Raw genomic sequence first — 24,539 nt, forward strand, 5'->3', positions numbered from 1 at the left:
TATAAGCCGTAACCCATCGCGCAGGGAAAGCCGGGTTGCTCCGGTTACACCTGTGGTCCTACCCCCGTGCTTTCTACACTGCACGGGGCCCATGGGTGCGATCGGCACCCGGCTTTCCCTGCGCCCTCTCTGAGATGAGGGCGGAACGAGATGCAAGACTCGGGCAGTTCATGTCGCGAGAATGCGAAGCTGCGTCCTCATCCAAAGGTGTCATGCCCGGCTTGACCGGGCGACCCCATACGCCGCGGCCCATCGGCGCAAGTGCAACCGCCTCCGGAATACTGGATCACCCGCATGCAGCGCCGTGCGACTATCACGCGACCACACCCTCACTCCGGCAGATGATTCACCTGCTTCACCCAGGTGCGCACGTCGGCGAGCACGTCGGGCAGCACGGTCCTGACCTCCTGCACGGTCATGCCGGCCTTGATGCGGGGGTCGTAGAGCAGGTTGAGGATGTATTGGTCGTAGACGTCGAAGAAACCCATCGAGACGCTGTCGTTGAACATCGTCCATGGCACGCTCGAGGTGTCGTTGATCGGGCCGAGCGCTTGCAGGAGTTCCTCATAGGCGCAGTCGAGGAAGACGAAGTCGCCGTTGTCGACGGTGAGGATCACGTCGGAATGCTGGATCTCGTAGCTCTCGTTCTTGCGAAAGCCGGACAGGCATTGCGGATCGAGCGAGGACTTGATTTCCCTGGCGCGCTCGCTGCCGTAGAAGCTCGCGATGGTCGGATAGAGGTCGTGGTCGCGCACCAGCTTCACCAGCACGTTGGCGGTCTCGTTTCTGTCGGTCATCGCGATGTCGAGATGCCGGACCTTGGCGCCGATGTCGGCGATGACCTTGGCAAGCTGCGCCTTGCGGTCGGCGCGGGTGCCGTCCGCGAACACGCGGACCGGGCCGTCGTATTTGCGGATGCGGTCGACCCGACCGGCCAGATGATATTCGGCGCCGAACGCGGTCTTGAAGAAGCCCTCGACGATCTCGGTGTCGGTGAAGACCTTCTTCTCGTGCCGCTGGCGCGAGGCGATCGCCGCGATCTCGCCAGCCGTCGCGGGCATGACGGCATCGGTCAGGGCGAGTGCAGCGGCAAGCACGAGCAGGATCGGGAAGCGGTATCGGGGCATACACCGGACGCTGCCGCATGGACTGCGGCAGCGCAAGGTCCTGTCAGGCGTCGCGCCGCCGCCGGGTTCCGTTCAGATCCGGCGCGCTCAGTTCTTCACCACGACAGTGGCGCCGACCGAGACGCGATCGTAGAGGTCCTTGACGTCCTCATTGGTCATGCGGAAGCAGCCGGACGAGACCGCCTGTCCGATCGTCTCGGGCTCGTTCGAGCCGTGGATGCGATAGAGCGTCGAGCCGAGATACATCGCGCGCGCGCCGAGCGGGTTCTCGATGCCGCCGGCCATGTGACGCGGCAAATCGGGGCGTCGGCGCAACATGTCCGACGGCGGCGTCCAGGACGGCCATTCCTTCTTGGCGCTGATGCGATGGACGCCGCTCCAGCGGAAGCCGTCGCGACCGACGCCGATGCCGTAGCGCAGTGCCTGGCCGTTCGGCAGCACCAGATAAAGCCGGCGCTCGGCGGTATTCACCACGATGGTGCCCGGCGCGTAGTTGGTGGGGTAGTCGACGGTGGTGCGGGGGATGGGGCTGACACCGCTGCCGTAAATGTTTCCGCCGCCGAAGAAGTCATGGTTGTCGCCATTGTAGCCGCGGGAATCGAAGAACTGGGCCTGGGCATGGCCGGCGCCTGCCAGGATCGTGAGCGCGGCAAACATCAGTGCAATCGGGCGCATCGTCGTCGTCCTCGCGAAACATCAAGTATGAGCCAAGTGAGTCCACAATTGACGGCCTTTCGCAAGAGACGAAGCCGTGAGGCCCGCAGTTTCGGACAACACGGTTTAAAAAGGCAACATTCCATAGGCGATGGCTGCAATGCCCGGCTAATCCTTTGACGAGGCGGATGAACAATGGTTGATCTGGACCGGCCTTAAGAGAACATCAGGGCATTGATCGTCGGGATGGGAGCGAGATGATGAATGGAGCGGAAAGCCTGGTGCGGACTCTGGTCGCGGGCGGCGTCGACGTCTGCTTCACCAATCCGGGCACCTCGGAGATGCATTTCGTCGCCGCGCTGGACAAGGTGCCGGGCATGCGCTGCGTCCTCGGCCTGTTCGAGGGCGTGGTGACGGGAGCGGCCGACGGCTATTTCCGCATGAAGGGCACGCCGGCCTCGACGCTGCTGCATCTCGGGCCCGGGCTCGCCAACGGCCTGGCCAACCTGCACAACGCCAAGAAGGCGCATTCCGGCATCGTCAACATCGTCGGCCAGCATGCCACCTACCACATCGGCTACAATGCGCCGCTGACATCGGATATCGAAGGCCTGGCCCGACCGATGTCGTCCTGGGTGCGCACCTCGCCGGATGCCAGGTCGATCGCTTCGGATGGCGCAGCCGCGATCGCCGCGGCCAAGGGCGCGCCGCCGCAGATAGCGACCCTGATCCTGCCAGCCGATACCGCGTGGAACGAGGCCGAAGGTGCAGCCGAAGTGCCTGTTGACTCGCAGCGGCCGAGCTATTCGCCGCAGGCGGTCGAGGTCGCAGCGAAGGTCCTGCACAACGACGCCGCGCATACGCTGATGCTGGTCACCGGCAGCGCCCTGGGCGAGCAGGGGCTGGCGCTGGCCGAGCGGATCGCCGGCAAGACCGGCTGCACCGTGATGGGACAGACCTTCCATCCGCGGATGGCGCGCGGCCGCGGCCGTTTTTCGATCAACCGCATTCCCTACGTGATCGAGCAGGCGCTGCCGATCCTGAAAAATTTCCGTCACATCGTGCTGGTCGAGGCCAACGACCCCGTGGCGTTCTTCGCCTATCCGAACAAGCCGAGCATGTTGAAGCCGGAGGGCTGCGAGGTGCACCGCATGACCTCCTGGGGCGAGAACTCGGTCGCGGCGCTGGAGGCGCTCGCCAATGCGCTGCATGCGACCGCAAGGGACGTCAAGCCGCAGGCATTGCAGGAACTGGTCAAGCCGACCGGCGCGCTCAATCACACGACGATCGCACAGGCGATTGCGTACGCGATCCCCGAGAACGCCATCATGGTCGATGAGTCGGTCACCACCGGGCGCGGCTTCTTCCCGCCGACGGCGGCGGCCAGGCCGCATGACTGGCTGCAGAACATGGGCGGCTCGATCGGCTTCTCGACGCCGGTTGCAACGGGAGCCGCGGTCGCCTGTCCGGACCGCAAGGTGATCTGCATGGTCGGCGACGGCAGTGCGATGTACACGATCCAGTCGCTGTGGACGCAGGCGCGCGAAGGGCTCAACGTCGTGACCATCGTGTTCGCGAACCGCATCTACCAGATCCTGCGTGGCGAGTTCGACGGGGTCGGCGCCGGCGAGCCGGGCAAGCGTGCGCAGGACATGCTGAAGATCGATAACCCGACGCTCGATTTCGTCGCGCTCGCCAGGGGCATGGGCGTTCCGGCGCTGAAGGTGACGACGGCGGATGAATTCAGCAAGGCGCTGGCGGATGCCGTCGCCGAGCCGGGCCCGCGGCTGATCGAAGTGCAGATGTGAGCAAGTGGGACCCGGTCTTCCGAAAAGGCCAGGAAGCTTTCTCGTCAACGGCCGCGGCCGCGGTCCTCTCAGTCGGAGGCCTCATGCAGACCGAGCTGAACAAGCTGATCGCCGCGTTACAGGAGTTTTACGCGCAGGAGAAGTTCCTGCTGGAGCGGGATCTAGGCGAGCGGACTCTCACTCACCGCCTCGCGGTTTATGTCGAGCGGCAGTTCAGCGGCTGGCAGGTCGACTGCAACTACGACAGGCTCGGCGAGCGCACGCTGCGGCTTCCGCACGGCTCGATCGTCTCGACCGACGATCACCTCGGCAAGTCGATCTATCCCGATATCGTGGTGCACCAGCGCGACATTCCGAACAATCTGCTCGCGGTCGAGCTGCGCAAGGACAATAACCATCAGCCGGTCGAGCACGATCAGCACAAGCTGCGGGCGCTGACCGATCCGCATGTCTGGTTCGCCTACGCCATCGGTGTGCTGGTGACGCTGGGAACCAGCGGGGTCGGCGTCTCCGAGGTCTATGCAGGGGGAATGATCGAGCGGGCGGCCTCGATCTGGTTTGCCGAGCGGCTGCGCGTCAGCGGCCTGACCGAGACGCGAGGCGATGGCGCGCAGCATTAACTCTGACGCCGATTTCTTGCTGTCGTCCCAGTGATACCCTGTTTGGGTCATGCATCGCCGCCGCATGTCGGTCACAACTGGATGTGCGGCAGGTGGAGCAATTACAGGAGCTGGTGGTCATTTTTCAGAACGATCCGATGGCAATACCGATCATCGGCTCCGTTTCTCTTTCGCTCCCCCTCCGCACCCGACAGAAATCCGCGCCTTCGCGTCTGGTCGCGGGGCCGGACAGCAAGAGGCCGCCCCGGGGGCGGCCTCGGCGTGCTGGTCGGATGCCCGACGACGGGATCCGTTACTGCTTGGTCGCATCGTCGCCGGTTGTCGCGCTCGATTTCGCGCTGGATTTCTTGGCCGCCTTCTTGGTCTTCTTCTTCGGTGCCATCTTGGTCGCCTCGCCCTTGGCCGCCGTGCCGGCGCTCTGCGCTGCTGGCGGCGGGGTGGTGGTCTTGTCCTGCGCGAGCGCGGTGGACGAGATGAAGGCGAGGGCAGTGGCGGCGAGGATCAGTGTTCGCATCGGATCGGTCTCCCAGTTTTTTTCCGGCGCGCCTCAACGAGACCAAATGTCGCAGGTTCCGTCCTTTGGATCAGTTATCCGTGAACCTCGCGTGATCGGCGGCCGCCATGGAACCGGGAACCGGCAACCGCGTTAGCAAAATGGGCAGGATTTCCGAGGAGCGACGCCATGCGCTGGCGATCCATGACGGAAACGACCGACGCCATGCTCGACACGGCTCCCGACGACGCGTTCTACGCCGCCGGATGGACCATCAGCGGCGTGGCGACGATCGCGACCATCGTCGCGATCTGGATGTTCGGGATCTGAGGGCAACGGGGGCGGCCCCGTGGCCAGGTTGCCGTCCTCGCACGGGAGGGCGCGCGCGGCCGAGCCTATCTGCGCAGGATGACCAGGGCTTCGCGGTAGAGCTGCGAGAAGCTGACGATCAGCACGCTCGACAGCAGGAAGGTCGAGATGCTGTCGTAGTCGGAAGCGGTGGGCCAGGCGAATTCGAAATAGGGCGGCATGAATGCCCACCACACGATCGGAACCGTGATGAGCGTCGCGAACGCTCCGGCGGGAGCGCCGCCGAGCAGGCCCGCGATCAGGATCGCGGGCGCGAAGGTGGCGAAATAGAGCTGGACACCCAAGGTCGCAAACACGCCCTGCATTGCAGCGGCAAATGCCACCACGAGGAGGGCGGCGAGGAACGTAGGCGCAGACCACGGCCGCAATTTCAAAATGTAGTCGTTGCTCTTGCGCATTTTTAAGTTCCCGCCTCCGCGAGTTCCCCGGAAGGTAGCCGAGGAGGATTGCGAATAAAAGTCCGTAGAATTCCGCGGGTGCGGCAGCGCATGCACGTTGGTTTTTCGCGTTGTTGCACTGCAAAAATGGAACGAGGATTCGTCACCTCCCTGCCTTCATTGTCGGGTTATTGCAGTGCGGGGCGATGACGGGACATGACGATGTTGGCACTCCTGATCATTCTGATCTTCTTCGGTCTGGGGCTGGGGACTGGGTATGGTTGGCGCGAGATGATCTCCCGCCGCCGGCGCAGGCTGGCGCGCGGCGAACTTCCGGAGGCCGCGGTGCAGCGGCGCAAGCCGTTGGCAGCCGGCAACGAGGCCATCAATCTCGAGCGCCTTCTGGTCGCCGCCAATGACGACCATTCCGCCCGCCGCCGGCCGCAGCCGAGCACGAGGCAACAGGGTGATCAGCCTGTCCAGCCGGAAGAATTCGACGGCGCCGTCCGCGACCTGCTCGGCGAACTCAACCGGCGGCCGCAGGCCCCGTCATCGGCCTCGCATCGTCTGCGACCGTGAGCCGGACAATGGAACTGATTGCGCGAAGGGACGATCGCGAACGCGCGAAGGATCGAATCTTGGATTCCGCCCGGACCACGATCGGTAGACCCTGGCCGCTCGCGCCGACCGCTCCGGTCACCCGTCGCTGCCTTGGCGAAGCGGGCACCCGGCCACCGGTCTAACGCCGACGCTGGCCGGGTAGGCATCGCCATCGATGATGGAAGGAGCGTTCAGCGCAGGCCCTGATCAGGCGAACTCACGATCGAGTTCGGGAATAGCATAGCTCAAGAGCTCGTCTTGGAACGCGGCGGCATCAACGACAAAAAAATCCCGCCTGATGCCATCGACGATCCGCCGGATCGCCGCTTTCAGGCCGTTGATCGAGGCGCCGCTCGGACCATGGCTGAGCGTTGCGCCGGAGGTCAGGTTGTAGATGTTGCGCAAATGTGGCGCGGCGCCGGGCACCTTCTCCACAAACTCGAAATGCGGTCCGAGATAGGGGAAATCTCCCAACGAATGAGGGTCATTGGCTTGGATATCGCCGAGACGGTCACTCCACAGCGCGATTTCGTCGACAATGCCCGCAAGTTCTCTTCGAGCTCTGAGGTCGGTGCGGGTGCCGGTGCAGACTATCAACTCATCGACGTGCAGCGTGTCGGTCGTCGTCTCAATCTCGATCTTCGAACCTGCGTGGCGCAAAGCCCGCACCTCAACGCCAAAGCGCATTTCCAGATTGCGGTGCGCCGTTGCGCGATCAAAGGTCTCCGGCGGCACCGGCTCGCGCATGGGGAGAATGTAATTCATGATCCGCCATTTATCCCTATCGGGCAGGTCGCGGAAATGATTGAGGAAGCCGGAAAACTCCGTCCATTTGTGCGGATTGACCCGGTGCAACTCGGGGCGCTTCACCAGGATCGATACGGATAGCGCTCCGGCTTCGAGCGCGACGGATGCGTTGTCGAAAGCCGACGCGCCGCCGCCCAGCACGGCAACCGACTTTTGCGCGAAATCGGCGAAGGGAATGTCGTCCGTCGAAATATAGTAGCGCGGTCGTGGCAGGCTTCGCGCCACCAGGGGAGGCACGAGCCAATCGCCATTGCCGTCGGCGCCGGTCGCCAGCACGATCTTCCTGGCGTGAACGGTCTCGATACCTTCGGCCGAGGACAAAGTGGCTGTGACCAGACCGCCTGCATCGGGTTCGATCGATGTCACTTCAACGCCATACCTGATCGGCAGCCGGGTTACCTGTCCGAACCAGGTCAAGTAGTCGTTCCACAACTCCTTCGGGATCTTTCCGAGCTCGTTCCACGCCTCCTCGCCGAACTGAGCCTCGTACCACGCCTGAAAGGATAGCGAGGGAATATCGAGATCGGGTCCGTTGAAGTGCTTGGGAGAACGCAGCGTTCGCATTCGTGCGAAGGCACGCCACGGGCCTTGACCGAATCCGGACAGGGCCCGCTCAACCAGCATGATATTGCCGATCTGCTCGCGCATGAGGCCGAAGCCAAGGCCAAGGCCGCATTGTCCGGCTCCCACGATGAGAACATCTATGGCCTTGTCGCCGTTCGGGGCGTAGCTTGCCCGCACCCAGGAACGATCCGGGCTGCGGATGATGTCGAGATCCTTTTGGATGCGGGTCTCCAGCTTCTCCAGGTTCGACATCGAGATTCCTCCTCATGATTTGGTTGTCGGATCGTGGCGGGCTGGTCCGGCAAGCATTCGAGACTGGAACGTTCAGACATCGGCCGATGCCTCAATTGGCCGCGCGCGGCGTCCCGCTGCGCGTCCGCTGGCGCTGACGACTGCGACAAGCACCAAGGCGACCAGGGGAATGCCAAGGGCATAACGCAGGGAAAGATGATCGGCGACAGTGCCAATGAGCGGCGGGCCGATCACGTAACCGGCGTAGCCGGCGGTGGCGACCATCAGAATGCTGCGAGCAGGATCGGAGAAACGCTGTCCTGCGATGCTGAAGGCCAGTGGTACGACGTTGGCGATTCCGGCGCCCAGCAATGCATAGCCGAGATAGGCGGCAATCAGGGAAGGCCATGCCAAGACTACGGCAAGGCCCCCGGCGGCTACCACGGCGCCGCAACTCATGATCGTCGACGGCCCGAAGCGTCGGACCAGGCCGCCACCGGCCAGCCGAAAGATCGCCATGGAGATGGCGAAGCTGCCATAGCCTGCCGCGAACGTATCGGCCGTCGGACCGATCGAGTCGCGTAGATAGATGCTGGTCCAATTGGCGACGGACCCTTCCGTAACCAGGGCCAGGAACGAGATGAGAGCCAGTCCCAGCGTCTTCTGGCTTGGCAGAACGAGCTCGAAATGCGCTTCGGTCTTGTCAACGCGCGTGTTGAAGGCAGGCCCGAGCGTTGCCCCCATCAAGGCGATGACCACCAGAGCGGGAATGCAGAGACCGTATTCCGGGGGCAGATGATAGGCGCCGATCAGGCCTCCGGCTGCGGCGCCAAGCAATCCTCCCATGCTCCAGGCAGCATGGAAGGACGACATGATCGCTGAGCGCCACTGAATTTCGACGGCGCTTGCTTGCGCATTCATGACAATTTCGAGTGAGCCATGAGCGAGACCCAGGCAAAACAGGATCAGAGCCAGGCTCCCTGTGTTGGCGGCCAACGCGAGCGCCATCAGCAGGAAACCATAGGCCAACCCACACAACGCCGAGACCCTGCCGCCGCCATACCGGCTAACCGCAACGGCAGCTATCGGCATAGGCAGGATCGCGCCGATCGACATCGCCAGCAGGGCAAGCCCAATCTCGCTGTCGCTGATCTTGAGACCTGCCTTTACGTTTGCAATGGCGATGGACCACATGCCGACGCCAAAACCGTGGGCGAAGAACGTCGTCGTCGTCATGATGCGTGCGAGGACAAGTGCCCTGGCGTGAAGACCCTGTGCGTTCATTGCAACGTCTTCCGTGGATCGTCGAAGCGCATTGATGCCATCAGGCCGGGACTGTCCGTCTGTCATCGGTTAGTGTTTCGCGTGGAGCGAGCTGCCGCCACACGACCCCGTCTGCATCGGGAGGCGCTCCGTCGAAGCGCGATCCAGCGGAGAGCAGCCCTCCAATCACTGCGTGGTCTTCCACCACCAGTACAGCGCAGCCATGGGGGGCAAGCGTCACGACCTTGATGTGCTGACCGTCGTTGACCTCGAAGGTTTCGGAACGTTGCGACGGATTGAAGAAGCCGAGAAATTCAGCCGTGTGATCGATTCCGCGGCGCCGGATCATAACCCCTTCGCGATGACGTCCGATGTGCAAGCGGTTCAACAGCCCAGGTGCAGGTAAAGCCGTCGCTAGCCTGGACCGAACTTCGTCAATGTTGGCGGCCGTGCGTCGGTGCGAAACGGCTTGGTGCGGTTGAGCAACGAGGTGGATCACGGGAACGCCTTCATCGGGCTGCACCGCGTCCGCCCAACACGGCGCGATATGCCGCCCGTCTTGCGCCAAACTGTCACGCAACAGGCGCGCCGCCTTGGCCAGCAGGGGGACACCGGCACCGCCGAGTGTGTCCCGCATTGGAATGGGGCGGTCCAGCGCCAGAATGGCATCGATGCAGGTGCGGGTTCGCAGCAAGAGGCCGCCGAACTCCGACACGAAGCGCCCGAGCAAGGCCAGACCGGCAGCGGTTGCACCCTTGGCGCCGCCTTCCTGAAGAGGAGCGCCGGGACAATAGGGGGGAACATGCCAGGCTGGATCGACGCCTTCGGCGCGCAGTCCTGCTTCATCCATGGCGATGGTCGCGCCCCAGCTCTGCGTCGCGCAAGCGGTATAGACGCTGCAGGATTGCGACCCGAGCATGAGTCCAAGCAAGGCATGGAATAGCGGAATGCTTGGATCAGCAAAGCTCGCATCCGTCCAGGTAAATCCCCAATTTGCTTCGACGATATCCGTTCCGCCCAGGCTGACGCCCAACAGATGACTCTCGAATACCCCGGATTCGGCCGCCGCATTGCCGATCCATTCGGTATGGCCCCGCACATGGCGGCAGCTATCGAATGCGAGTTGGCGCATTCCCCAACCATTGATCGAAGCTTCGTTGCAGGCGTTCGCCAGGGGGATATTGACCAGCGTCCGGCCACGGATATCGGCCGGTAGAAAATCCGCCAGCCAATCCCATAACTGCACGGTTCCCGCTCCCGACCAGCGAGCCCATTCGACCGGATAAGGCATCGGGGGTGCGTCGGCGGCGTCCGTCCTTCCCAGCCAATCGACGAAGGCCTGGCGGGCGAACGGACTGCCGTCGCAGCGCGCCATTGGTAAGTTTGCGTCCGAATAGATTCCTTCGTTGCCGATTTGCACGCCGACTATGCATCCGGGCGGCTGGCACGAGGGAGCGATCACGTCACGGCAAACCGCCCTCATCCAATCCGCCACTTCTGCGCGCACAGTTGGATGCCAGAGGCTCGGCAAGGGTTGATTCTGGCTGGTGACAGTGCGGCCCTCGACATCCGTTAGCCTTATCTCGCCACCGCGGCACAGACGATCCGGTAAACCACCGAGTTGAACCTCGGCATGGATGAACGGTCCCGGCTTGACGATTGCCTTGAGACCGAGAGAGGCAATGAGGCCGAGCAGACCGCGCACATCGCGTTGGGGGTCGGTGCGGCCGTCGAAATCAAATTCGCCGAGACTTAGCTCATGAAAGCGCCAGGGAACATAGAAGGTGACGCAATCGATGCCGGCGGCGGCCAAAGCCGTGAGGTCGACAGGCCAATGGTGAGGTGCAGCGCGATAATAAGGATAGTCCCCGAGGATGACGGGGCGCCCCAATTCCGGAAACAAGCGGGAGACAATGCCGGTTTTCATGGGATGAGATCCGGAACCAGCAATACCTTGAGCGCGTGATAGTCGACGGCAGGATTCGGCGCCAGCAGCGAGAAAGCCTTCTCGAACTCGCTGAGGGAAAAGCGATCGGAGATCACGGCCTCCAGCGGAATGAGGCGGGCGAGTTCGACGGCGCGCGGAAACAAGTGACCGCAATAGTCGCCGGCCCCGATGACCCGTATGGCGCGTTGAACCAATTCCAGGGGGCGTATCGACACGACACTGCGACTATTATAGCCCATCACCACGATGCGACCGCGGTCCTTGGCAAGCGAAAGACAGGCGTCGAGCTGGTCGCCAACGGAATCGATCACGACGTCGCCGACCCGGCGCAGACGGTGCTCCGGATGCGCCAGAGTGATGCGGTCGGCGGAGTCTTTGAAAATATGCGCGCAGTGCTGAAGGCGGTAGGAGTCTGACTCGATCAGCGTAATCCGCGTGCCCATGTGCAAGCATAGCATCGCGGTCACCACGCCGATCGGGCCGGCGCCGACCACCACGACGTCTTCGCCGGCCACTGTTGTGGCCGCCTCGACATTGTTGATGGCGCAGGCAAGCGGCTCAACCATCACGGCTCGGTCGAAACTCATGCCATCGGGAATGCGGTGAAGGAAGTGTTCCGGGAGCAGGATGAATTCGGCAAACGCACCGTCGCGGTCGACGCCGACTTCGGTGCCGCTCTTGTGCAGGCAGAAGCTCGTATGCCCGCTCAAGCATTCATCGCAGCTGCCGCAGTAGAGCGTTGGATTGATGATAACGCGCTCGCCGACCTTCACCCTGGTGACGGCGGTTCCAACCTTCTCGACATGGCCTACCGATTCATGGCCGAGCACGGTGCCGACTTTGGCGCGGAACTTGCCGACCAGAATACTTCGATCGGTGCCGCAGATGCCGGTTTGCCTCACTCTTACGAGGACATCGTGCGGACCCTGGGGTTCCGGGCGGGGCCTGTCTTCGAGTTGCAGGCGATTGTTCGCAGCATAAGCCAAAGCCTTCATTGTCAATTTCCTTGCCTCGAACTGTCAGGATGCTGCAACCATGCACGACGGACACAAACGCCAATCGATCGCGGCGAGAAGGTTGGCGTGAAGTTCTCGCGTGCACGCGGCGATGCAGGATTGCTGATTTGCGGGACTGATATCGGTCAGATCGGTCGGCCCGAGATCCCTGCCATAGGCATCGGTGATGATGACGCCCGCAAGTTTGGCCAAACGCAGCCGCCGCGATGTCGTAGGGAAACAAGTGCAGGATCGAGCCGTGTCCGACAGCGCGAAAAGCCGACTCCGTCTGCGGATGGTCCTTGAGCAGGCGATTCCCGATATCGACATAGGCGTCGAGTTGACCGGTAATGATGCGGGAAATCGAAAAGGTGGCGCTGTTGAAGATGAATATGCCGCCGGTGTTGGCGGAGGCATCTACCAGGGTTCCGTAGGCTTGCGCCATCAGGTTCATCGGATGCCCGTTGAGCTCGATCGACCAAAACATCTTGTTGATCGCGGTATTGGCGCCGAGCCTCGGGAGCGGGTTCGGAAAACCCCGGCTGGAAAGACCTGAACTTATGTCGCCATAGATCAGGCCACCGCCCTTTATCTCCAGCATAAGGGCGGCATCGACGTCATCGAAGATAGCCGTGCCATTTCGCATCGTGGCGTGGGCAATTGAAATCATCCCCATTTCCAAGCCCGCTGAAGTCGGCCGGGTGCCGTCAATGGGATCAATCACCAACAGGCTGCGGGGATTCGGTCCGGTTTCGATCAGTTGCTGATCTTCCGTGTAAATGGCGAGCGCCCAGGGCGCATGGTCGCGGGCATAGGCGACTGCGGCTCCTTCGGCGATGGTATCAACGTCGAACTGGGCATCACCGCCGGGTGAATAGCCATCGATGCGTCGAGCGAGCCCCTTGCCGACATAACGCAAGAGTTCGGCGCGGACATGCTCGGCCAAGCCGATGAGGAATTCCTTCATGGCGCTTCTTCGCACTCGAACAGCGTTTCGAGGCGGTCGCAAATCGTTTCCGCTTCGTCCATGGTGAGGATCAGGGGCGGCCGGATCTTGAGGACATTGCCATAGCCGTAACGCGACGTGCGCAGGATGAGCCCATACTTCATGGCGGCGTCGGCGAGAGCGTTGGTCTGTGCGACGGCTGGAGCGCCATCGGCGGTCGCCAACTCGAATCCGATCATCAGTCCGACGCCTCTGACGTCGACGATGGAGCGGTAGCGGCGCTGCATGTCGTCCAGGCGTTCCAGGATATAAGCGCCTGTTGCCCGGACATTGGCCAGAAATTCCGGCTGGCTAACGATGTCGAGCGTGGCATTGGCCGCCGCTGCAGCCAGAAGGTTGGAACCATAAGTAAAGGAGTGATGATGCGAGGGCAGCCCAGCCAGTCGTTCATTGGTAATGATGGCCGCAATTTGCGCGCCGGTACCGCCAAGGCCCTTGGCCGAGGTGATTGCATCCGGCTCGACACCAAAATACTCGGCCGCGAACATGTATCCGGTGCGTCCGATGCCGGTTTGAATCTCGTCGAAGATGAGAATGATGTCATGATCGTCGCAGAAGGTCCGGAGCTTTTGGAAATAGCCTCGCGGCGGAACGATATTGCCGCCATTTCCGGAAATCGGTTCAACGATGATCGCTGCAACCCTTCCATTGCTGGCATATTCGAGAAAGTCATCGATCTTGTCGACGCAGGTGTAGCCGCAATTGCCCGGCGTGCGGCCATAGAAACAACGAAAACAATAGGGGTCCGGAACTTGTATGGTGCCTGGGTAGATATTCGAGAACGGCGCCCGTCGGAACGAATTTCCCGACATTGACGTCATCATCATCGTTTGACCGAGATGGCTCCTGAACAGAGAAATCACCTCCGTGCGGCCCGTCGCATGTTGCGCCATCTTGATGGCGCCCTCATTGGCGACCGACCCCCCGCAGACCTTTGGGTGGACCTTGCGCATGTTCGGCGGCGAAACGGCCAACAGCTTGCTGGCCAGCGTATTGACGGGATTGCTTTGAAAGTTCGACGTAATGTGAATCAACTCGTCGAGCTGGCTCCGCATCGCGGAGAGAACCGCTTTGTTGGAGTACCCCAAGCTCAGGTTGAACGTTGCTGAGGCGCAGTCGATATATTCACGGCCACTGTCGTCGTATAAATAAATCCCCTCACCCCGCGTCATCTTGAACTTGCTTACCGGATAATACAGTGAATCTGTCTCGGCATGATGGTTCATCTCATCGATCCGCGCTGTAGGTGAAGACTGGTTGGTTTCGCGACGTTCACTTTTCGGGTTCTGTCGAGAGCAATCCTCGAACGCACGCTCCAATCTCTGCGCCACGCCGGTGACTCGGTGTGCGAATGTTCAGGGATCCAACCTCGCTCGCATCATACAAGAGCAGGGGTGCGCGCTCCCGATAGGGGAACAGGCTGGCAAAGTGTGTCATCGGGCAACCATCAAATCCTGCTGATTCTGAGCGCTCTTGTACAAAATGAGCGCGGCAGCCACACAATTTCGCGCGGCTTGGTGTCGGCAAGTGAGGTTCGATCCGTTGCCATTGTTCGACGCTCAACCTTGAAGTCGCGCGGCCTCGAATCTCAACGCGGAAAATACTGACGCGGTGGACTTGAATGAAAACCGAATTCTTGATGAAAATCCGTCAGGGGAAAAAATCATCGGGCGAAAGATGTCACGCAGATCAACCGCAAGGGACATTGCCTTGGCAGCAGGGGTGTCGTCCGCCTCCGTTGATCGGATCTTGAACGAACGTGGCGGCGTGAGCCCGGAGAAGGAAAAGGCCGTGATCGAAGCGGCCCGTCGCATGCGTCCGGATCGGCAGATCCGCTGCCATGCGCGACGCACCTTGCGCGTGGGCGTGCTGAGACAGCCACCGAGAAATCCCTTCCATGCCTTGCCGCGCGATGCCTTTGCCGCCGCTAACCGCATACGGAAAAGCTTCAACATCGAGTTCAGCATCTTTTCCGAAGAACCAACCGCGCTCAGAAATATCTACCTGCGCATCGCTGAGGCGATCGATGCCGGGCGGCGCGGCGACGAAGTTGCGCTCGCCGGCCTCCTCTATCCCGGCATCAAGGACGGCACCGAAGCCATCCGCTGGCTCGAGAACTGCGTCCGCTCGGCAGAGGCCGGATCGGCATGGGTCGATTTCGAGTGAGAAGCCGGCCATGGCGTAGCCGATCGCGATTGCGGCGGGAACGCTGTCGGCGCAATGTCGGCTCGATCCGCCAGGATCTGTCGGCCAGCCGCGATTTCCCGCACCGAGCAGGCTTCTGCGACCCCCCAAAGGAAAAGTGGCAACGACCATGACAGTGAGAATCGGCATTATCGGCACGGGCGCGATCGGCCGCGATCATGCCCGCAGGATCAATCAGGTACTCGCGGGCGGCAGGATCGTCGCGCTCACCGACGTCAACCGAAGCCTGGCCAGAGCGGTCAGCGCGGACATTGCGCCCGACGCGGCCATCTATGCGACCGGCGAGGAGCTGATCGCGGCCGGCGACGTGGATGCGGTTCTCGTCACCTCGTGGGGGGCGACGCACGAGCAGTACGTCCTTGCGTCGATCGCCGCAGGCAAGCCGTGCTTCTGCGAGAAGCCGCTCGCCACGACGGCCGAGGGCGCCAAGCGGATTGTCGAGGCCGAGACGGCGTTCGGCCGCCGGCTCGTGCAGGTCGGCTTCATGCGACGCTACGACGCCGGCTACGTCGCGCTGAAGGAGGCCATCGCAAGGCATACCGGCGCGCCCATCCTGGTGCATGCCGCGCACCGCAACCCGTCCGTTCCGGAGGCCTATGTCACGCCGATGGCAATTCACGACACGCTGATCCACGAGATCGACGTGCTGCGCTGGCTGCTCGATGACGACTATGTCTCGGCCCGCGTGCACTATCCGCGCAATGCCGCGCGCGCGCACGCGAAGCTTCGCGACCCCCAAGTCGTCGTGCTCGAAACCAGAAAGGGCGTCCTCATCGACGTCGAGATCTTCGTCAACTGCCACTACGGCTACGACATCCAGTGCGAGATCGTCGGCGAGGACGGCATCGCCCGCCTGCCGGAGCCGATGGCGATCGAGATGCGGCTCGGCGCGAAGCTGCAGAACGCCATCCTGACCGACTGGAAGGATCGATTCGTCGTTGCCTACGACGTCGAGCTGCAGGACTTCCTGAAGGCCGCGGCCGGAGGCACCGCAGCCGGTCCGAGTTCGTGGGACGGTTATGTCGCGGCTATCACCTCGGACGCCTGTGTCGCCGCGCAGGAAAGCGCCGGTGCGGCCGTCGCCATCACCATGCCCGACAAGCCGTCGCTCTACAGCTGACGAGGATCCCGCTCATGCCCGCACTTGACGTAATCACGATCGGACGATCCTCGGTGGATCTCTACGGTGACGCGCCGGCCTATCCGTCGCGCGACGAGCTGGAATTCCTCCTTGCACGTGGCGTCAGGGAGAGGGCGCTACGGCACGACGCCGATGCATGCGCGGCCATTGAGGCGCACGACCGCCACACCCGCGGCGCCGTCGTTCTCGGCCTTGATGCGCCGGAAGCTGATCTCGCCGCAAGCTTCCGTATCGCGGCGGGCTTTCCGCTCGTGAAGGGCTTTGCCGTCGGCCGCACGGTCTTCGGCGACGTGGCACGCGGCTGGTTCAAGGGCGAGGTCGACGACGCGGCGGCGGTCAAGGAGATGGCGCGGCGCTACCGCCGGCTCTCCGCCATCTGGGATGAGGCGCGCACGGGCGCGCGGGAGCAGGCAGCATGACGAAGACGATTCCGTTGACCGCCGCGCAAGCCCTGGTGCGCTGGCTCGCAGTGCAGATGACCGAAGACGGCGAACGCTTCATCGAGGGCGTCTGGGCCATCTTCGGGCACGGCAACGTCGCCGGCCTCGGCGAGGCACTGCATGGGATCGGCGACCGCCTTCCCACCTGGCGCGGTCAGAACGAACAGACCATGGCTCATGCGGCCATCGCCTTCGCCAAGACCAAGCGCCGACGCAAGGCCATGGCGGTAACGTCCTCGATCGGGCCCGGCGCTACCAACATGGTGACGGCGGCAGCGCTCGCCCATGTCAACCGGCTGCCTGTGCTGTTGATCCCGGGTGACATCTTCGCCAACCGCCGGCCAGACCCGGTGCTGCAGCAGATCGAGGACTTCGACGATGGCACCATCTCGGCCAATGACGCGTTCCGGCCCGTCGTGCGCTACTTCGACCGCATCTCGCGACCGGAGCATCTCCTGACCGCGCTGCCGCGCGCGCTCGGCGTGATGACTGATCCTGCCAATTGCGGCCCGGTCTGCGTCGCCTTCTGCCAGGATGTGCAGGCCGAAGCCTATGACTATCCGGCCGCCTTCTTCGAACCGAAAGTCTGGCGCATCCGCCGGCCGCTGCCGGACCTCAGCGAGGTCGATGCGGTCGCTGATCTCATCCGTGCCGCGAAGAAGCCCGTCATCGTCGCTGGCGGTGGTGTCATCTATTCGGGCGCCGAGCACACGCTTGCAGGCTTTGCCCACCGCCATCGCATTCCCTTCGTCGAGACGCAAGCCGGCAAGGGGGCGAACAGCTGGGAGCATGACCTCAACTTCGGCTCGCCAGGGGTCACCGGCTCCGAATGCGCCAACGAAATCTGCGCCGCGGCCGATCTCGTCATCGGCATCGGTACGCGATTCCAGGATTTCACGACGGGCAGCTGGACCGTGTTCGGCAATGAGGCACGCAAGCTCGTCTCGATCAACCTCCACGGCTACGATGCCCTGAAGCATGGCGCGACCGGCATCGTCGGCGACGCGCGCGCCACGATCGAGCAGCTCTCGGCGGCGCTCGGCAGCCACACGGCGCCGGAGCCGGATCTCGGGCCTCGCGCCGCCTGGCATGCGAAGGTCGCAGAGGTCACCGCCGCACCGGGAGCTGCCGGCAATGTCGCGCCGACCGACGCGCAGGTGATCGGCGCCGTGCAACGTGTCGCCACAAAGGACAGCATCGTCATGTGCGCGGCCGGCACCATGCCCGGCGCCCTGCAGGTGCTGTGGCAGGCGGCCCAGGGCGGCTATCACATGGAATACGGCTATTCCTGCATGGGCTACGAGGTGGCTGGCGCCATGGGCATCAAGCTCGCAGCGCCCGAGAAGGAGGTCATCTGCTTCGTCGGCGACGGCTCCTACATGATGGCGAATTCGGAACTGGCGACGGCCGTCATGCGGCGCGTGCCCTTCACCGTGGTGCTGACCGACAACCGCGGTTACGGCTGCATCAATCGGCTGCAGATCGATTGCGGTGGCGCCGGATTCAACAATCTCTACAAGGACTGTGCGGTCGAGGATCTGCCGGAGATCGACTTCGTCGCCCACGCCCGCTCCATGGGGGCGCACGCCGAGAAGGCCTCCGGAATCTCTGACCTCGAGGTCCGCATCGCCGCCGCGCGGGGGCGCACCAAGCCGACCGTCATCGTGATCGACACCGATCCGGTCCCCGGCACCGATGCCGGCGGTCACTGGTGGGACGTCGCTGTGCCGGAGGTCGGCGGACCCGAGCGTCTTGAAGCCGCGCGCGAACGCTACGCAACCAACGCGCGGAACCAACGGTCCTTCGATTGAGGCTTATTCCCATGATTCTCTACGGCACAAATCCCATCGCCTGGTCGAATGACGACGACTGGAGCATCGGCGATCACCTCTCGCTTGACGACTGCCTGGGCGACTGCCGGGACATCGGCTTCGACGGCCTTGAGAAGGGCCACAAGATGCCCGACGAGGGCCATGCGCTGAAGGCGAGGCTCGGTGAATACGGCCTGCGCTTCGCCGGCGGCTGGCATTCGACCAACATCCTCGTCAATGACATCGATACCGAGAAGAAGAACCTGCAGGTCTTCATCGACATGGTGAAGTCGGCGGGCGGGGATCACATCAACGCCTGCGAATGCTCGAACACCGTGCACGGCAACCACGGAGTTGCGGTCAACGATCGCCCGATCATGACGGACGCCGAGTGGGAGCGTTTTTCGAAAGGCTACGAGGAGCTCTCGGAACACGCTCACGACCAGGGCGTGAAGATGGGCTATCACCACCACATGGGCACGATCATCGAAAGCGGTGCCGACATCGACCGCTTCATGGCCATGGCCGGTCCGCATACCCGGCTGCTGTTCGATACCGGTCATGCCTTCTTCGGCGGCAGCGATCCGCTCGCGGTCATCGGCAAATACATCGACCGCATCACGCATATCCATTGCAAGAACGTCCGCCTGGCTATCATGCGCGACGTACGCGAGCGGGGCTGGAGCTTCCTCGAAGGCGTCCGGCGCGGCGCCTTCACGGTGCCGGGCGATCCCGATGGCTGCATCGACTTCGAACCGGTGCTGAAGATCGCCGCCGGCCACGGCTATTCCGGCTGGATCGTCATCGAGGCCGAGCAGGACAGCCTCAGATACGAGCCGCTGAAGTACCAGGGCCTGGGCCTCAGGACGCTGAAGGACATCGCCGGCCGCGTCGGCCTCGCCTGAGAACCGACAGGCATCGGAGCAGAAACGAGCTTTCGCTCAGGCGTCGGATGCTCCTGTCACCACAGTCGTACCTGGAGGACACACGAGCGGATGAGCGTGCACGATGGCGGTGCATGACGGCGACGTGGTGCTCGAGCCGCGCGGCCACCACCCCTGCGGCGCGCCCTGCGGCTTCGAGATGTACTACCTCAACGTCATGGCCGGTCCCTTGCGCAAATGGCGCTTCATTCCCGAGCCGCACGTCGAATGGATCCTGAAGCGCGACGCCTGAATGCGGTGAAGGACGGAGACTTCCATGTTTTGGCCGCATGGCGCGCACTTCGGGGCGCTGGCTCGGCACCCCTGCTTCGCTGGACGTCAATTCTGCCGAGCCGGGATGCCCCCGGTTGTTCCGCCTTGCCGGGCATGCCCTAAGGGAGGCGGTTCGCCAAGTATCTTGTAACAAAGGAAGAATGGTGGACGCACAAGGGATCGAACCTTGGACCTCTCCCGTGTGAAGGGAACGCTCTCCCGCTGAGCTATGCGTCCGGGACTGACGTACGAGAGGCCGCTGGTCGGCGGCCGGTGGTGACAGCGCTTCGTCAGAGGGTGCGATTTACGAAGTGCCGGGTGGGGGTGTCAAGCCGGGAAGACGAGATTAGGCCCCCTGCTGCCGGGCACGGGAGGCGTGGGATTGCAGCGCCCGGATCCGCTCGGCGAGGGTGCCGCCGCCCTCGGGCAGGCCGCTGCCCGCCGATGCGCCGTTGCCGGGCTTGCCGGCGCCCTTGGCAGGTACGATCGGCTCTGCCGCCAGCATGGCCTCGATCGCCGAATTCGGCCCCTCGAGCTGGATCGCGAGCTTCGCCACCTCGGCCGCGATGTCGTTGATGCGCTCGCGCAACAGCGCATTCTCCATGCGCTCGGTCGCCCAAGAGCTCTCCGCCTGCTGCTGGATCGCGTTGATGTCGCGCTGCAGCTTGGCGCGCTCGTCGCTGATGATGCCGAGCTGCTCCTCTGCGGCAGCCTTCTCCTGGCGCAGCTTCTCGAGCGCGGGCGATTTGCCGCCGCCCATCGCTGCGATCTCCTCGCGCAGCTCGCTCACCATGTGCTCGGCGGCCTCATTGGCCTTCTTGAGCTGGCCGTTCTCGAACTCGCGCTCGGCCAGCAGCTTGCCCTGGGTCGCGAGACGCGCCTCGAGATCGGTGACGCGGTTGCCGAGCATCTCGGCCTCCTTGACCTGGACGATCAGCTGCCGGTCGAGATCGGTGACGCGCTGGCTCAGGTTCTCGACCCGGCCGCGCGCATCGGTGAGGTCGCGGGTCGCGGTCTCCGACTGGGTGCGCTCATGGGCGAGACGAGCCTCGGTCGCCGCGAACTCCTTGGCGGCATCGCCTACGCGGGTCCTCAACTCCTCGACCTGGGTCCGGACAGCGACGAGCTCAATCTGGCGGCTGTCGGCTGCCATGGAGCGATCGCTGAGCGCGACATTGATCTTGCCGAGCTCGCTTTGCTTGTCGACCAGCGCCTGCTCGGCGGTGCGCAACAGCTCGGTCTTGGCGGCGAATTCCTCCTCGGTGGCGCGAAGCTGCTCCTTCATCGCCTTCTCGCGCGCCTCCAGCGCGAAGATCGCGGCGTTCTTCTCGCCAAGCTCGATCTTCATGCGGTTGATCGCGTCGGTCTTCTTGCCGAGCTCGGCGAGCTGGCTCGTGGTCTTGCTCTTGAGCTGGTCGACGCTTATTTCGAGCCGGCGCGCCGACATCGCGAATTCCGCGCGAAGCTGGTCCTTGTCGGCCTGAATCTCGGCCATCGAGAGCGGGGTGGCCGCCTCCATGCGCCGCGTCGTCAGGCGGACGGCGCGGTTGTGCACCAGCGGCACGATCATCAGGCCGCACAGCATCGAGATCAGGAAACCGATCGCGCCGTACATGATCGGTTCGATCATGAAGGGTCACTCCACACGAAGAAGGAAATTGTTAATCACAATGCCACGGCAGGCCGGCCAAAGGCCAGCCATTTGCCACGTTAACGTTGATCGCTGATCGTGATCGAGCCGGCCGGAGCCGACCACCCCTGACGACGGCGGCTAGAACGGGTTCCAGGTCGCACGCGGGGTGTATTTCAGATAGCCGACATTGGCGCCAAGTCGCAAGCCGATGCCGGAGCGGATCGGCACCAGCACGATGTTGTTGGCGGTCAGGGCGGTCATGCCGAAGCCGCCGACGATATAGGCGGAGCCGTCGATGCCGACGAAGCGCTGATAGATCGCGTTGGTCGAGGGCAGGTTGTAGACCAGTGTCATGGTCCGCGCGCCATCGCCGCCCCAGTCGAAGCCGACCGATGGCCCCTGCCAATAGACCCGGAGGTCGCCGGCGTTCTTGGTGTAGAGTGTGCCTTCGCCATAACGGAGCCCGGCCACGAACGCGCCGGAGCCTTCTTCGCCCAGCACATATCCGTTGGGCAGACCCCATTGGCTGACCGCGCGCTCGATGACCGAGGCGAGCCCGCGCGAGACGTTGCCGAAGAATTTGTGTCCGGCGCCGACCAGTTCCTCGGGCCCGTAAGTATACGGGGTCGGTTCACGCTGGGGCGGAGGATACTGCGGCGGCGGGGGCTGTTGTGCGGATGCCTGTGCGGTCCAGCACATCAGCGCGGCGAACGCGACCGCAGCAAGGCGTGATGCGAAAGTCATTAAGAACCCCTGCAATCGATATTCCGGACGTTGCCTTTAACCTGATGCCAACAGGCACGGCTCTAGGTTGCGCCCGGTGTCCCCTCGACTCGAATGTTATCGGTATCAACTATGACGGCACAACGGCAGGAAAGATATGGTTGGCGCCGTGGAATGGCCTTTTTCGGCCTGTTGGCGGGCATTTTGGCGGCCAACTGGCCATGTCTGCGGGTTGAGGCCTCCACCACCGAGCGCGTGGTGACGAACCGCTATTCCGGCCTTGCGATCGAGGGCTTCGATCCCGTCGCCTATTTCACCGACGCGGCACCGACTCTGGGGCGACCGGAATATGAGGCGGCCGAAGGCGGCGCGGTGTGGCGCTTCCGCAATGAGGGCAACCGCGCCTGGTTCATCGCCAACCCCGAGATCTACGGTCCGCAGTTCGGCGGTTACGATCCGACCGATCTGGTGCGCGGCGTGACCTGCGCCGGCAATCCGCGATTCTGGGTGGTCGCCGGCAACAGGCTCTATCTCTTCAACCGGGAAAAGAGCCGAGACGAGTTTACCGCCGACCCGTCACGATTCCTGAAGGACGCCGAGGCACGCTGGCCCGAGCTGGAGGAAAGTCTCGCGCAGTAGGATCAGGACGCCGCGGCCGGATCGCCCCAGGCGATGAACTCCGGCACCAGGAAGTCCTCGCGGCCGAGCCCGAAATGCAGCGGGCGGCCGTGCGAATCCGTCACCTTGCCGCCGGCCGCGACGATCACCGCATGACCCGCCGCGACGTCCCATTCGGAAGTGGGCGAGAGGCGGGGATAGATATCGACCTGCCCCTCGGCGACCCGGCCGAACTTGACCGCCGAGCCGAGCACGGCGCGGACGGCACCGGGACGTTCGTCGATGAATGCTTCGGTTCGTGCATCGCCGTGCGAGCGGCTGACCGCAACCGTCCATGGCGTACCGCGCGGCGGGCACGGACGGGTCTCGATCGGGGCCGCCTGCGAAACCTTGCCGTCGCGTAGCGTCAGCCGCTCCGCGCCCTTGCCGACGATGCCGCGCCAGATCAGTCCGAGCGCCGGCGCGCCGACAATGCCGAGCAGGGGGACACCCTGGGTGACCAGCGCCACGTTGACGGTGAATTCGTCGCGTCCGGCGACGAATTCCTTGGTGCCGTCGAGCGGATCGATCAGGAAGAAGCTGTCCTTGTAGGGCGGCGTTGCCAGATGGACGCGTTCCTCCGACAGCAGCGAGATGTGTGGCGCCAGCTGCGCGAGGCCTTCGACGATGATGTGATCTGCGGCGAGATCCGCCTCCGTGACCGGCGACCCATCGCCCTTGCCGGCTACATTCATCGCGGAGCGGTTGACCGCGAGAATAGCCTCGCCGGCCCGGATCACCAGTTCCGTCAGCGGTTCGAGGAGCGTGGTTGCGCCGTCACAGCCGATGACCGGCGATTTTGCCTCATTCATAAACGGGTCTCATATCCTGTTCGCTTTCCCTTATCAGGCCCGACGCATGCTGGCAGCATCCGTCTTCGCAGTGTATCAAGCCGACAGGCATGCGTGATTCGCACCCCTCCCGCGGTGTGCGGCTTTCCAGGAACAGTCTATGTCTGACACTTCGTCTCCCGGTCCCGCTCCCGATGCGCTCGAACTCGCGGCGCTGTTGTGCTCGCGGGTCTGTCACGATCTCATCAGTCCGGTCGGCGCGATCGTCAATGGGCTCGAGGTCCTCGACGACAATCCCAAGCCCGAAGATCGCGACTTCGCGCTCGATTTGATCCGCAAGAGCGCGCGAACCGCCTCGGCGCGGCTCCAGTTCTGCCGGCTGGCATTCGGCGCCGCCGGTTCCTCCGGCGCACAGATCGATCTCGGCGACGCCCAGACCATGGCGAAGGGCCATATCGAGGACGGCAAGGTCACGCTGACGTGGAATTTGCCGCGGTTGTTGTTGCCCAAGAACAGGGTCAAGCTGTTGCTCAACATGCTTGTGATCGCACAGCAGACGATCCCGCGCGGCGGCACGCTTACCATCGATCCGGTCGGCGAGGGCGAGGCCATGAGCTTCCGTATCACCTCGGCCGGTCTCAATGCCCGCGTGCCGCAGAACATCGTCGACCTCCTCAACGGAGCATCTGCGAATACGGTCGATGCGCATGCGGTGCAGCCGCACTACACGCGGCTGTTGGCGCAGGCCTGCGGATTGCATGTGACGCTCCAGCTCGAAGGCGAGAAGGTGATCATCGCCGCGGCCTGACCGCAGCCGCTTCGTTAATCAAGGGTTACTTGAGCCCGCGCGATCGAATCGCGCGGGCTTATCTCTTTGTTGAGCCCGTTCTTTTCCATTTGCTCAACCAATATTAAACGGTTTGCAGAGAAGCTGGCGCGGTTCCGTCAGGCGCGGCGATATCGCGCGCCATTGCGTTTGAGGCCAGTTTCATGGATGATTTGCTGCGGGAATTCCTGACCGAAACCAGCGAGAGCCTCGACACGGTCGACAATCAGCTGGTGCGGTTCGAACAGGATCCC

22 protein-coding genes, 1 tRNA gene and 4 pseudogenes are annotated in these 24,539 nt (G+C 63.3%); 13 read left to right on the top strand and 14 right to left on the bottom strand.

What is annotated here, in order from left to right; translation table 11 throughout:
- Window positions 1–329 precede the first annotated feature (329 nt).
- On the bottom strand, window positions 330–1,127 hold the full coding sequence (locus JQ586_RS38260; RefSeq protein WP_212399817.1) for a DUF2927 domain-containing protein: 798 nt from the start codon (window positions 1,125–1,127) through the stop codon (window positions 330–332).
- A gap of 87 nt (window positions 1,128–1,214) precedes the next feature.
- Complete coding sequence (locus JQ586_RS38265) at window positions 1,215–1,802, bottom strand: L,D-transpeptidase (RefSeq protein WP_212399818.1); 588 nt, start codon at window positions 1,800–1,802, stop codon at window positions 1,215–1,217.
- A gap of 239 nt (window positions 1,803–2,041) precedes the next feature.
- Between JQ586_RS38265 and JQ586_RS38270 the strand changes: the two genes are divergently transcribed.
- Window positions 2,042–3,589: an acetolactate synthase large subunit gene (locus JQ586_RS38270; RefSeq protein WP_212399819.1), complete on the top strand. Its 1,548-nt coding sequence runs from the start codon at window positions 2,042–2,044 to the stop codon at window positions 3,587–3,589.
- Window positions 3,590–3,672: 83 nt separating this feature from the next.
- Window positions 3,673–4,209 (top strand): hypothetical protein, encoded by a 537-nt coding sequence (locus tag JQ586_RS38275; RefSeq protein ID WP_212399820.1) that lies wholly within the window; start codon window positions 3,673–3,675, stop codon window positions 4,207–4,209.
- Window positions 4,210–4,501: 292 nt separating this feature from the next.
- On the opposite strand, the gene JQ586_RS38280 is transcribed toward JQ586_RS38275, so the two are convergent.
- Window positions 4,502–4,723 (bottom strand): hypothetical protein, encoded by a 222-nt coding sequence (locus JQ586_RS38280; RefSeq protein WP_212399821.1) that lies wholly within the window; start codon window positions 4,721–4,723, stop codon window positions 4,502–4,504.
- Window positions 4,724–4,891: 168 nt separating this feature from the next.
- Between JQ586_RS38280 and JQ586_RS38285 the strand changes: the two genes are divergently transcribed.
- Entirely contained in the window at window positions 4,892–5,032 is a 141-nt protein-coding gene (locus JQ586_RS38285) for a hypothetical protein (RefSeq protein WP_212399822.1), read from the top strand.
- Window positions 5,033–5,097: 65 nt separating this feature from the next.
- Here JQ586_RS38285 and JQ586_RS38290 read toward each other — a convergent pair whose 3' ends face one another.
- Entirely contained in the window at window positions 5,098–5,469 is a 372-nt protein-coding gene (locus JQ586_RS38290; protein WP_212399823.1) for a DUF4118 domain-containing protein, read from the bottom strand.
- 195 nt (window positions 5,470–5,664) lie between these two features.
- Between JQ586_RS38290 and JQ586_RS38295 the strand changes: the two genes are divergently transcribed.
- Entirely contained in the window at window positions 5,665–6,027 is a 363-nt protein-coding gene (locus JQ586_RS38295; RefSeq protein WP_212399824.1) for a hypothetical protein, read from the top strand.
- A gap of 228 nt (window positions 6,028–6,255) precedes the next feature.
- Here the strand turns inward: JQ586_RS38295 and JQ586_RS38300 are convergent, their stop codons facing one another.
- The 6 genes from JQ586_RS38300 to JQ586_RS38325 form a co-directional block, all read right to left on the bottom strand.
- Complete coding sequence (locus JQ586_RS38300) at window positions 6,256–7,671, bottom strand: NAD(P)/FAD-dependent oxidoreductase (RefSeq protein WP_212399825.1); 1,416 nt, start codon at window positions 7,669–7,671, stop codon at window positions 6,256–6,258.
- A gap of 72 nt (window positions 7,672–7,743) precedes the next feature.
- Window positions 7,744–8,934 carry an MFS transporter gene (locus JQ586_RS38305; protein WP_212399826.1) on the bottom strand — a complete coding sequence of 397 codons (1,191 nt, stop codon included), beginning with the start codon at window positions 8,932–8,934 and terminating at the stop codon, window positions 7,744–7,746.
- 40 nt (window positions 8,935–8,974) lie between these two features.
- A complete protein-coding gene (locus JQ586_RS38310) occupies window positions 8,975–10,840 on the bottom strand; it encodes a beta-galactosidase (RefSeq protein ID WP_212399827.1) in 1,866 nt (621 codons plus the stop codon).
- Window positions 10,837–11,763 carry an alcohol dehydrogenase catalytic domain-containing protein gene (locus JQ586_RS38315; protein ID WP_212399828.1) on the bottom strand — a complete coding sequence of 309 codons (927 nt, stop codon included), beginning with the start codon at window positions 11,761–11,763 and terminating at the stop codon, window positions 10,837–10,839. Before JQ586_RS38315 ends, JQ586_RS38310 begins: the two co-directional genes overlap by 4 nt.
- Entirely contained in the window at window positions 11,678–12,823 is a 1,146-nt protein-coding gene (locus tag JQ586_RS38320; RefSeq protein WP_212399829.1) for a hypothetical protein, read from the bottom strand. Before JQ586_RS38320 ends, JQ586_RS38315 begins: the two co-directional genes overlap by 86 nt.
- A complete protein-coding gene (locus tag JQ586_RS38325; protein WP_212399830.1) occupies window positions 12,820–14,181 on the bottom strand; it encodes an aspartate aminotransferase family protein in 1,362 nt (453 codons plus the stop codon). Before JQ586_RS38325 ends, JQ586_RS38320 begins: the two co-directional genes overlap by 4 nt.
- Window positions 14,182–14,539: 358 nt before the next feature.
- Between JQ586_RS38325 and JQ586_RS40925 the strand changes: the two are divergent.
- From JQ586_RS40925 to JQ586_RS38360, 7 genes and pseudogenes are all read left to right on the top strand, one after another.
- Window positions 14,540–14,662: pseudogene (locus JQ586_RS40925) on the top strand (LacI family DNA-binding transcriptional regulator); the annotation flags it as partial.
- A 195-nt stretch (window positions 14,663–14,857) separates the two neighbouring features.
- Window positions 14,858–15,028: pseudogene (locus tag JQ586_RS38335) on the top strand (gfo/Idh/MocA family oxidoreductase); the annotation flags it as partial.
- Between the two features lie 148 nt (window positions 15,029–15,176).
- Complete coding sequence (locus tag JQ586_RS38340) at window positions 15,177–16,187, top strand: Gfo/Idh/MocA family protein (protein ID WP_212399831.1); 1,011 nt, start codon at window positions 15,177–15,179, stop codon at window positions 16,185–16,187.
- 149 nt (window positions 16,188–16,336) lie between these two features.
- Window positions 16,337–16,627, top strand: a pseudogene (locus JQ586_RS38345) (2-deoxy-5-keto-D-gluconate 6-phosphate aldolase domain-containing protein); the annotation flags it as partial.
- On the top strand, window positions 16,624–18,459 hold the full coding sequence (gene iolD, locus JQ586_RS38350) for a 3D-(3,5/4)-trihydroxycyclohexane-1,2-dione acylhydrolase (decyclizing) (protein ID WP_212399833.1): 1,836 nt from the start codon (window positions 16,624–16,626) through the stop codon (window positions 18,457–18,459). The pseudogene JQ586_RS38345 and the gene iolD, both read left to right, overlap by 4 nt.
- An 11-nt stretch (window positions 18,460–18,470) precedes the next feature.
- Window positions 18,471–19,364, top strand: coding sequence for a myo-inosose-2 dehydratase (iolE, locus tag JQ586_RS38355; RefSeq protein ID WP_212399834.1), 894 nt, complete (start codon window positions 18,471–18,473; stop codon window positions 19,362–19,364).
- A gap of 100 nt (window positions 19,365–19,464) precedes the next feature.
- A pseudogene (locus JQ586_RS38360) lies at window positions 19,465–19,635 on the top strand (5-deoxy-glucuronate isomerase); the annotation flags it as partial.
- A gap of 182 nt (window positions 19,636–19,817) precedes the next feature.
- On the opposite strand, the gene JQ586_RS38365 reads toward JQ586_RS38360, so the two are convergent.
- From JQ586_RS38365 to JQ586_RS38375, 3 genes are all read right to left on the bottom strand, one after another.
- Window positions 19,818–19,892 (bottom strand) — tRNA-Val (locus JQ586_RS38365).
- Window positions 19,893–20,001: 109 nt separating this feature from the next.
- Window positions 20,002–21,285 carry a hypothetical protein gene (locus tag JQ586_RS38370; protein WP_212399835.1) on the bottom strand — a complete coding sequence of 428 codons (1,284 nt, stop codon included), beginning with the start codon at window positions 21,283–21,285 and terminating at the stop codon, window positions 20,002–20,004.
- A gap of 141 nt (window positions 21,286–21,426) precedes the next feature.
- The gene (locus JQ586_RS38375) at window positions 21,427–22,032 is read right to left on the bottom strand and encodes a DUF1134 domain-containing protein (protein WP_212399836.1); all 606 of its coding nucleotides are present in this window, start codon (window positions 22,030–22,032) and stop codon (window positions 21,427–21,429) included.
- A 153-nt stretch (window positions 22,033–22,185) separates the two neighbouring features.
- Between JQ586_RS38375 and JQ586_RS38380 the strand changes: the two genes are divergently transcribed.
- Entirely contained in the window at window positions 22,186–22,650 is a 465-nt protein-coding gene (locus JQ586_RS38380; protein WP_212399837.1) for a YHS domain-containing (seleno)protein, read from the top strand.
- A gap of 2 nt (window positions 22,651–22,652) precedes the next feature.
- Here JQ586_RS38380 and cysQ read toward each other — a convergent pair whose 3' ends face one another.
- Complete coding sequence (cysQ, locus tag JQ586_RS38385; protein WP_212399838.1) at window positions 22,653–23,480, bottom strand: 3'(2'),5'-bisphosphate nucleotidase CysQ; 828 nt, start codon at window positions 23,478–23,480, stop codon at window positions 22,653–22,655.
- Window positions 23,481–23,619: 139 nt separating this feature from the next.
- On the opposite strand from cysQ, the gene chpT reads away from it, so the two are divergent.
- Window positions 23,620–24,267: a histidine phosphotransferase ChpT gene (chpT, locus tag JQ586_RS38390; protein ID WP_212399839.1), complete on the top strand. Its 648-nt coding sequence runs from the start codon at window positions 23,620–23,622 to the stop codon at window positions 24,265–24,267.
- The last annotated feature ends 272 nt before the right edge of the window (window positions 24,268–24,539 follow it).

It is taken from the genome of Bradyrhizobium jicamae, from assembly GCF_018130215.1.
Lineage (GTDB): Bacteria > Pseudomonadota > Alphaproteobacteria > Rhizobiales > Xanthobacteraceae > Bradyrhizobium > Bradyrhizobium jicamae_A.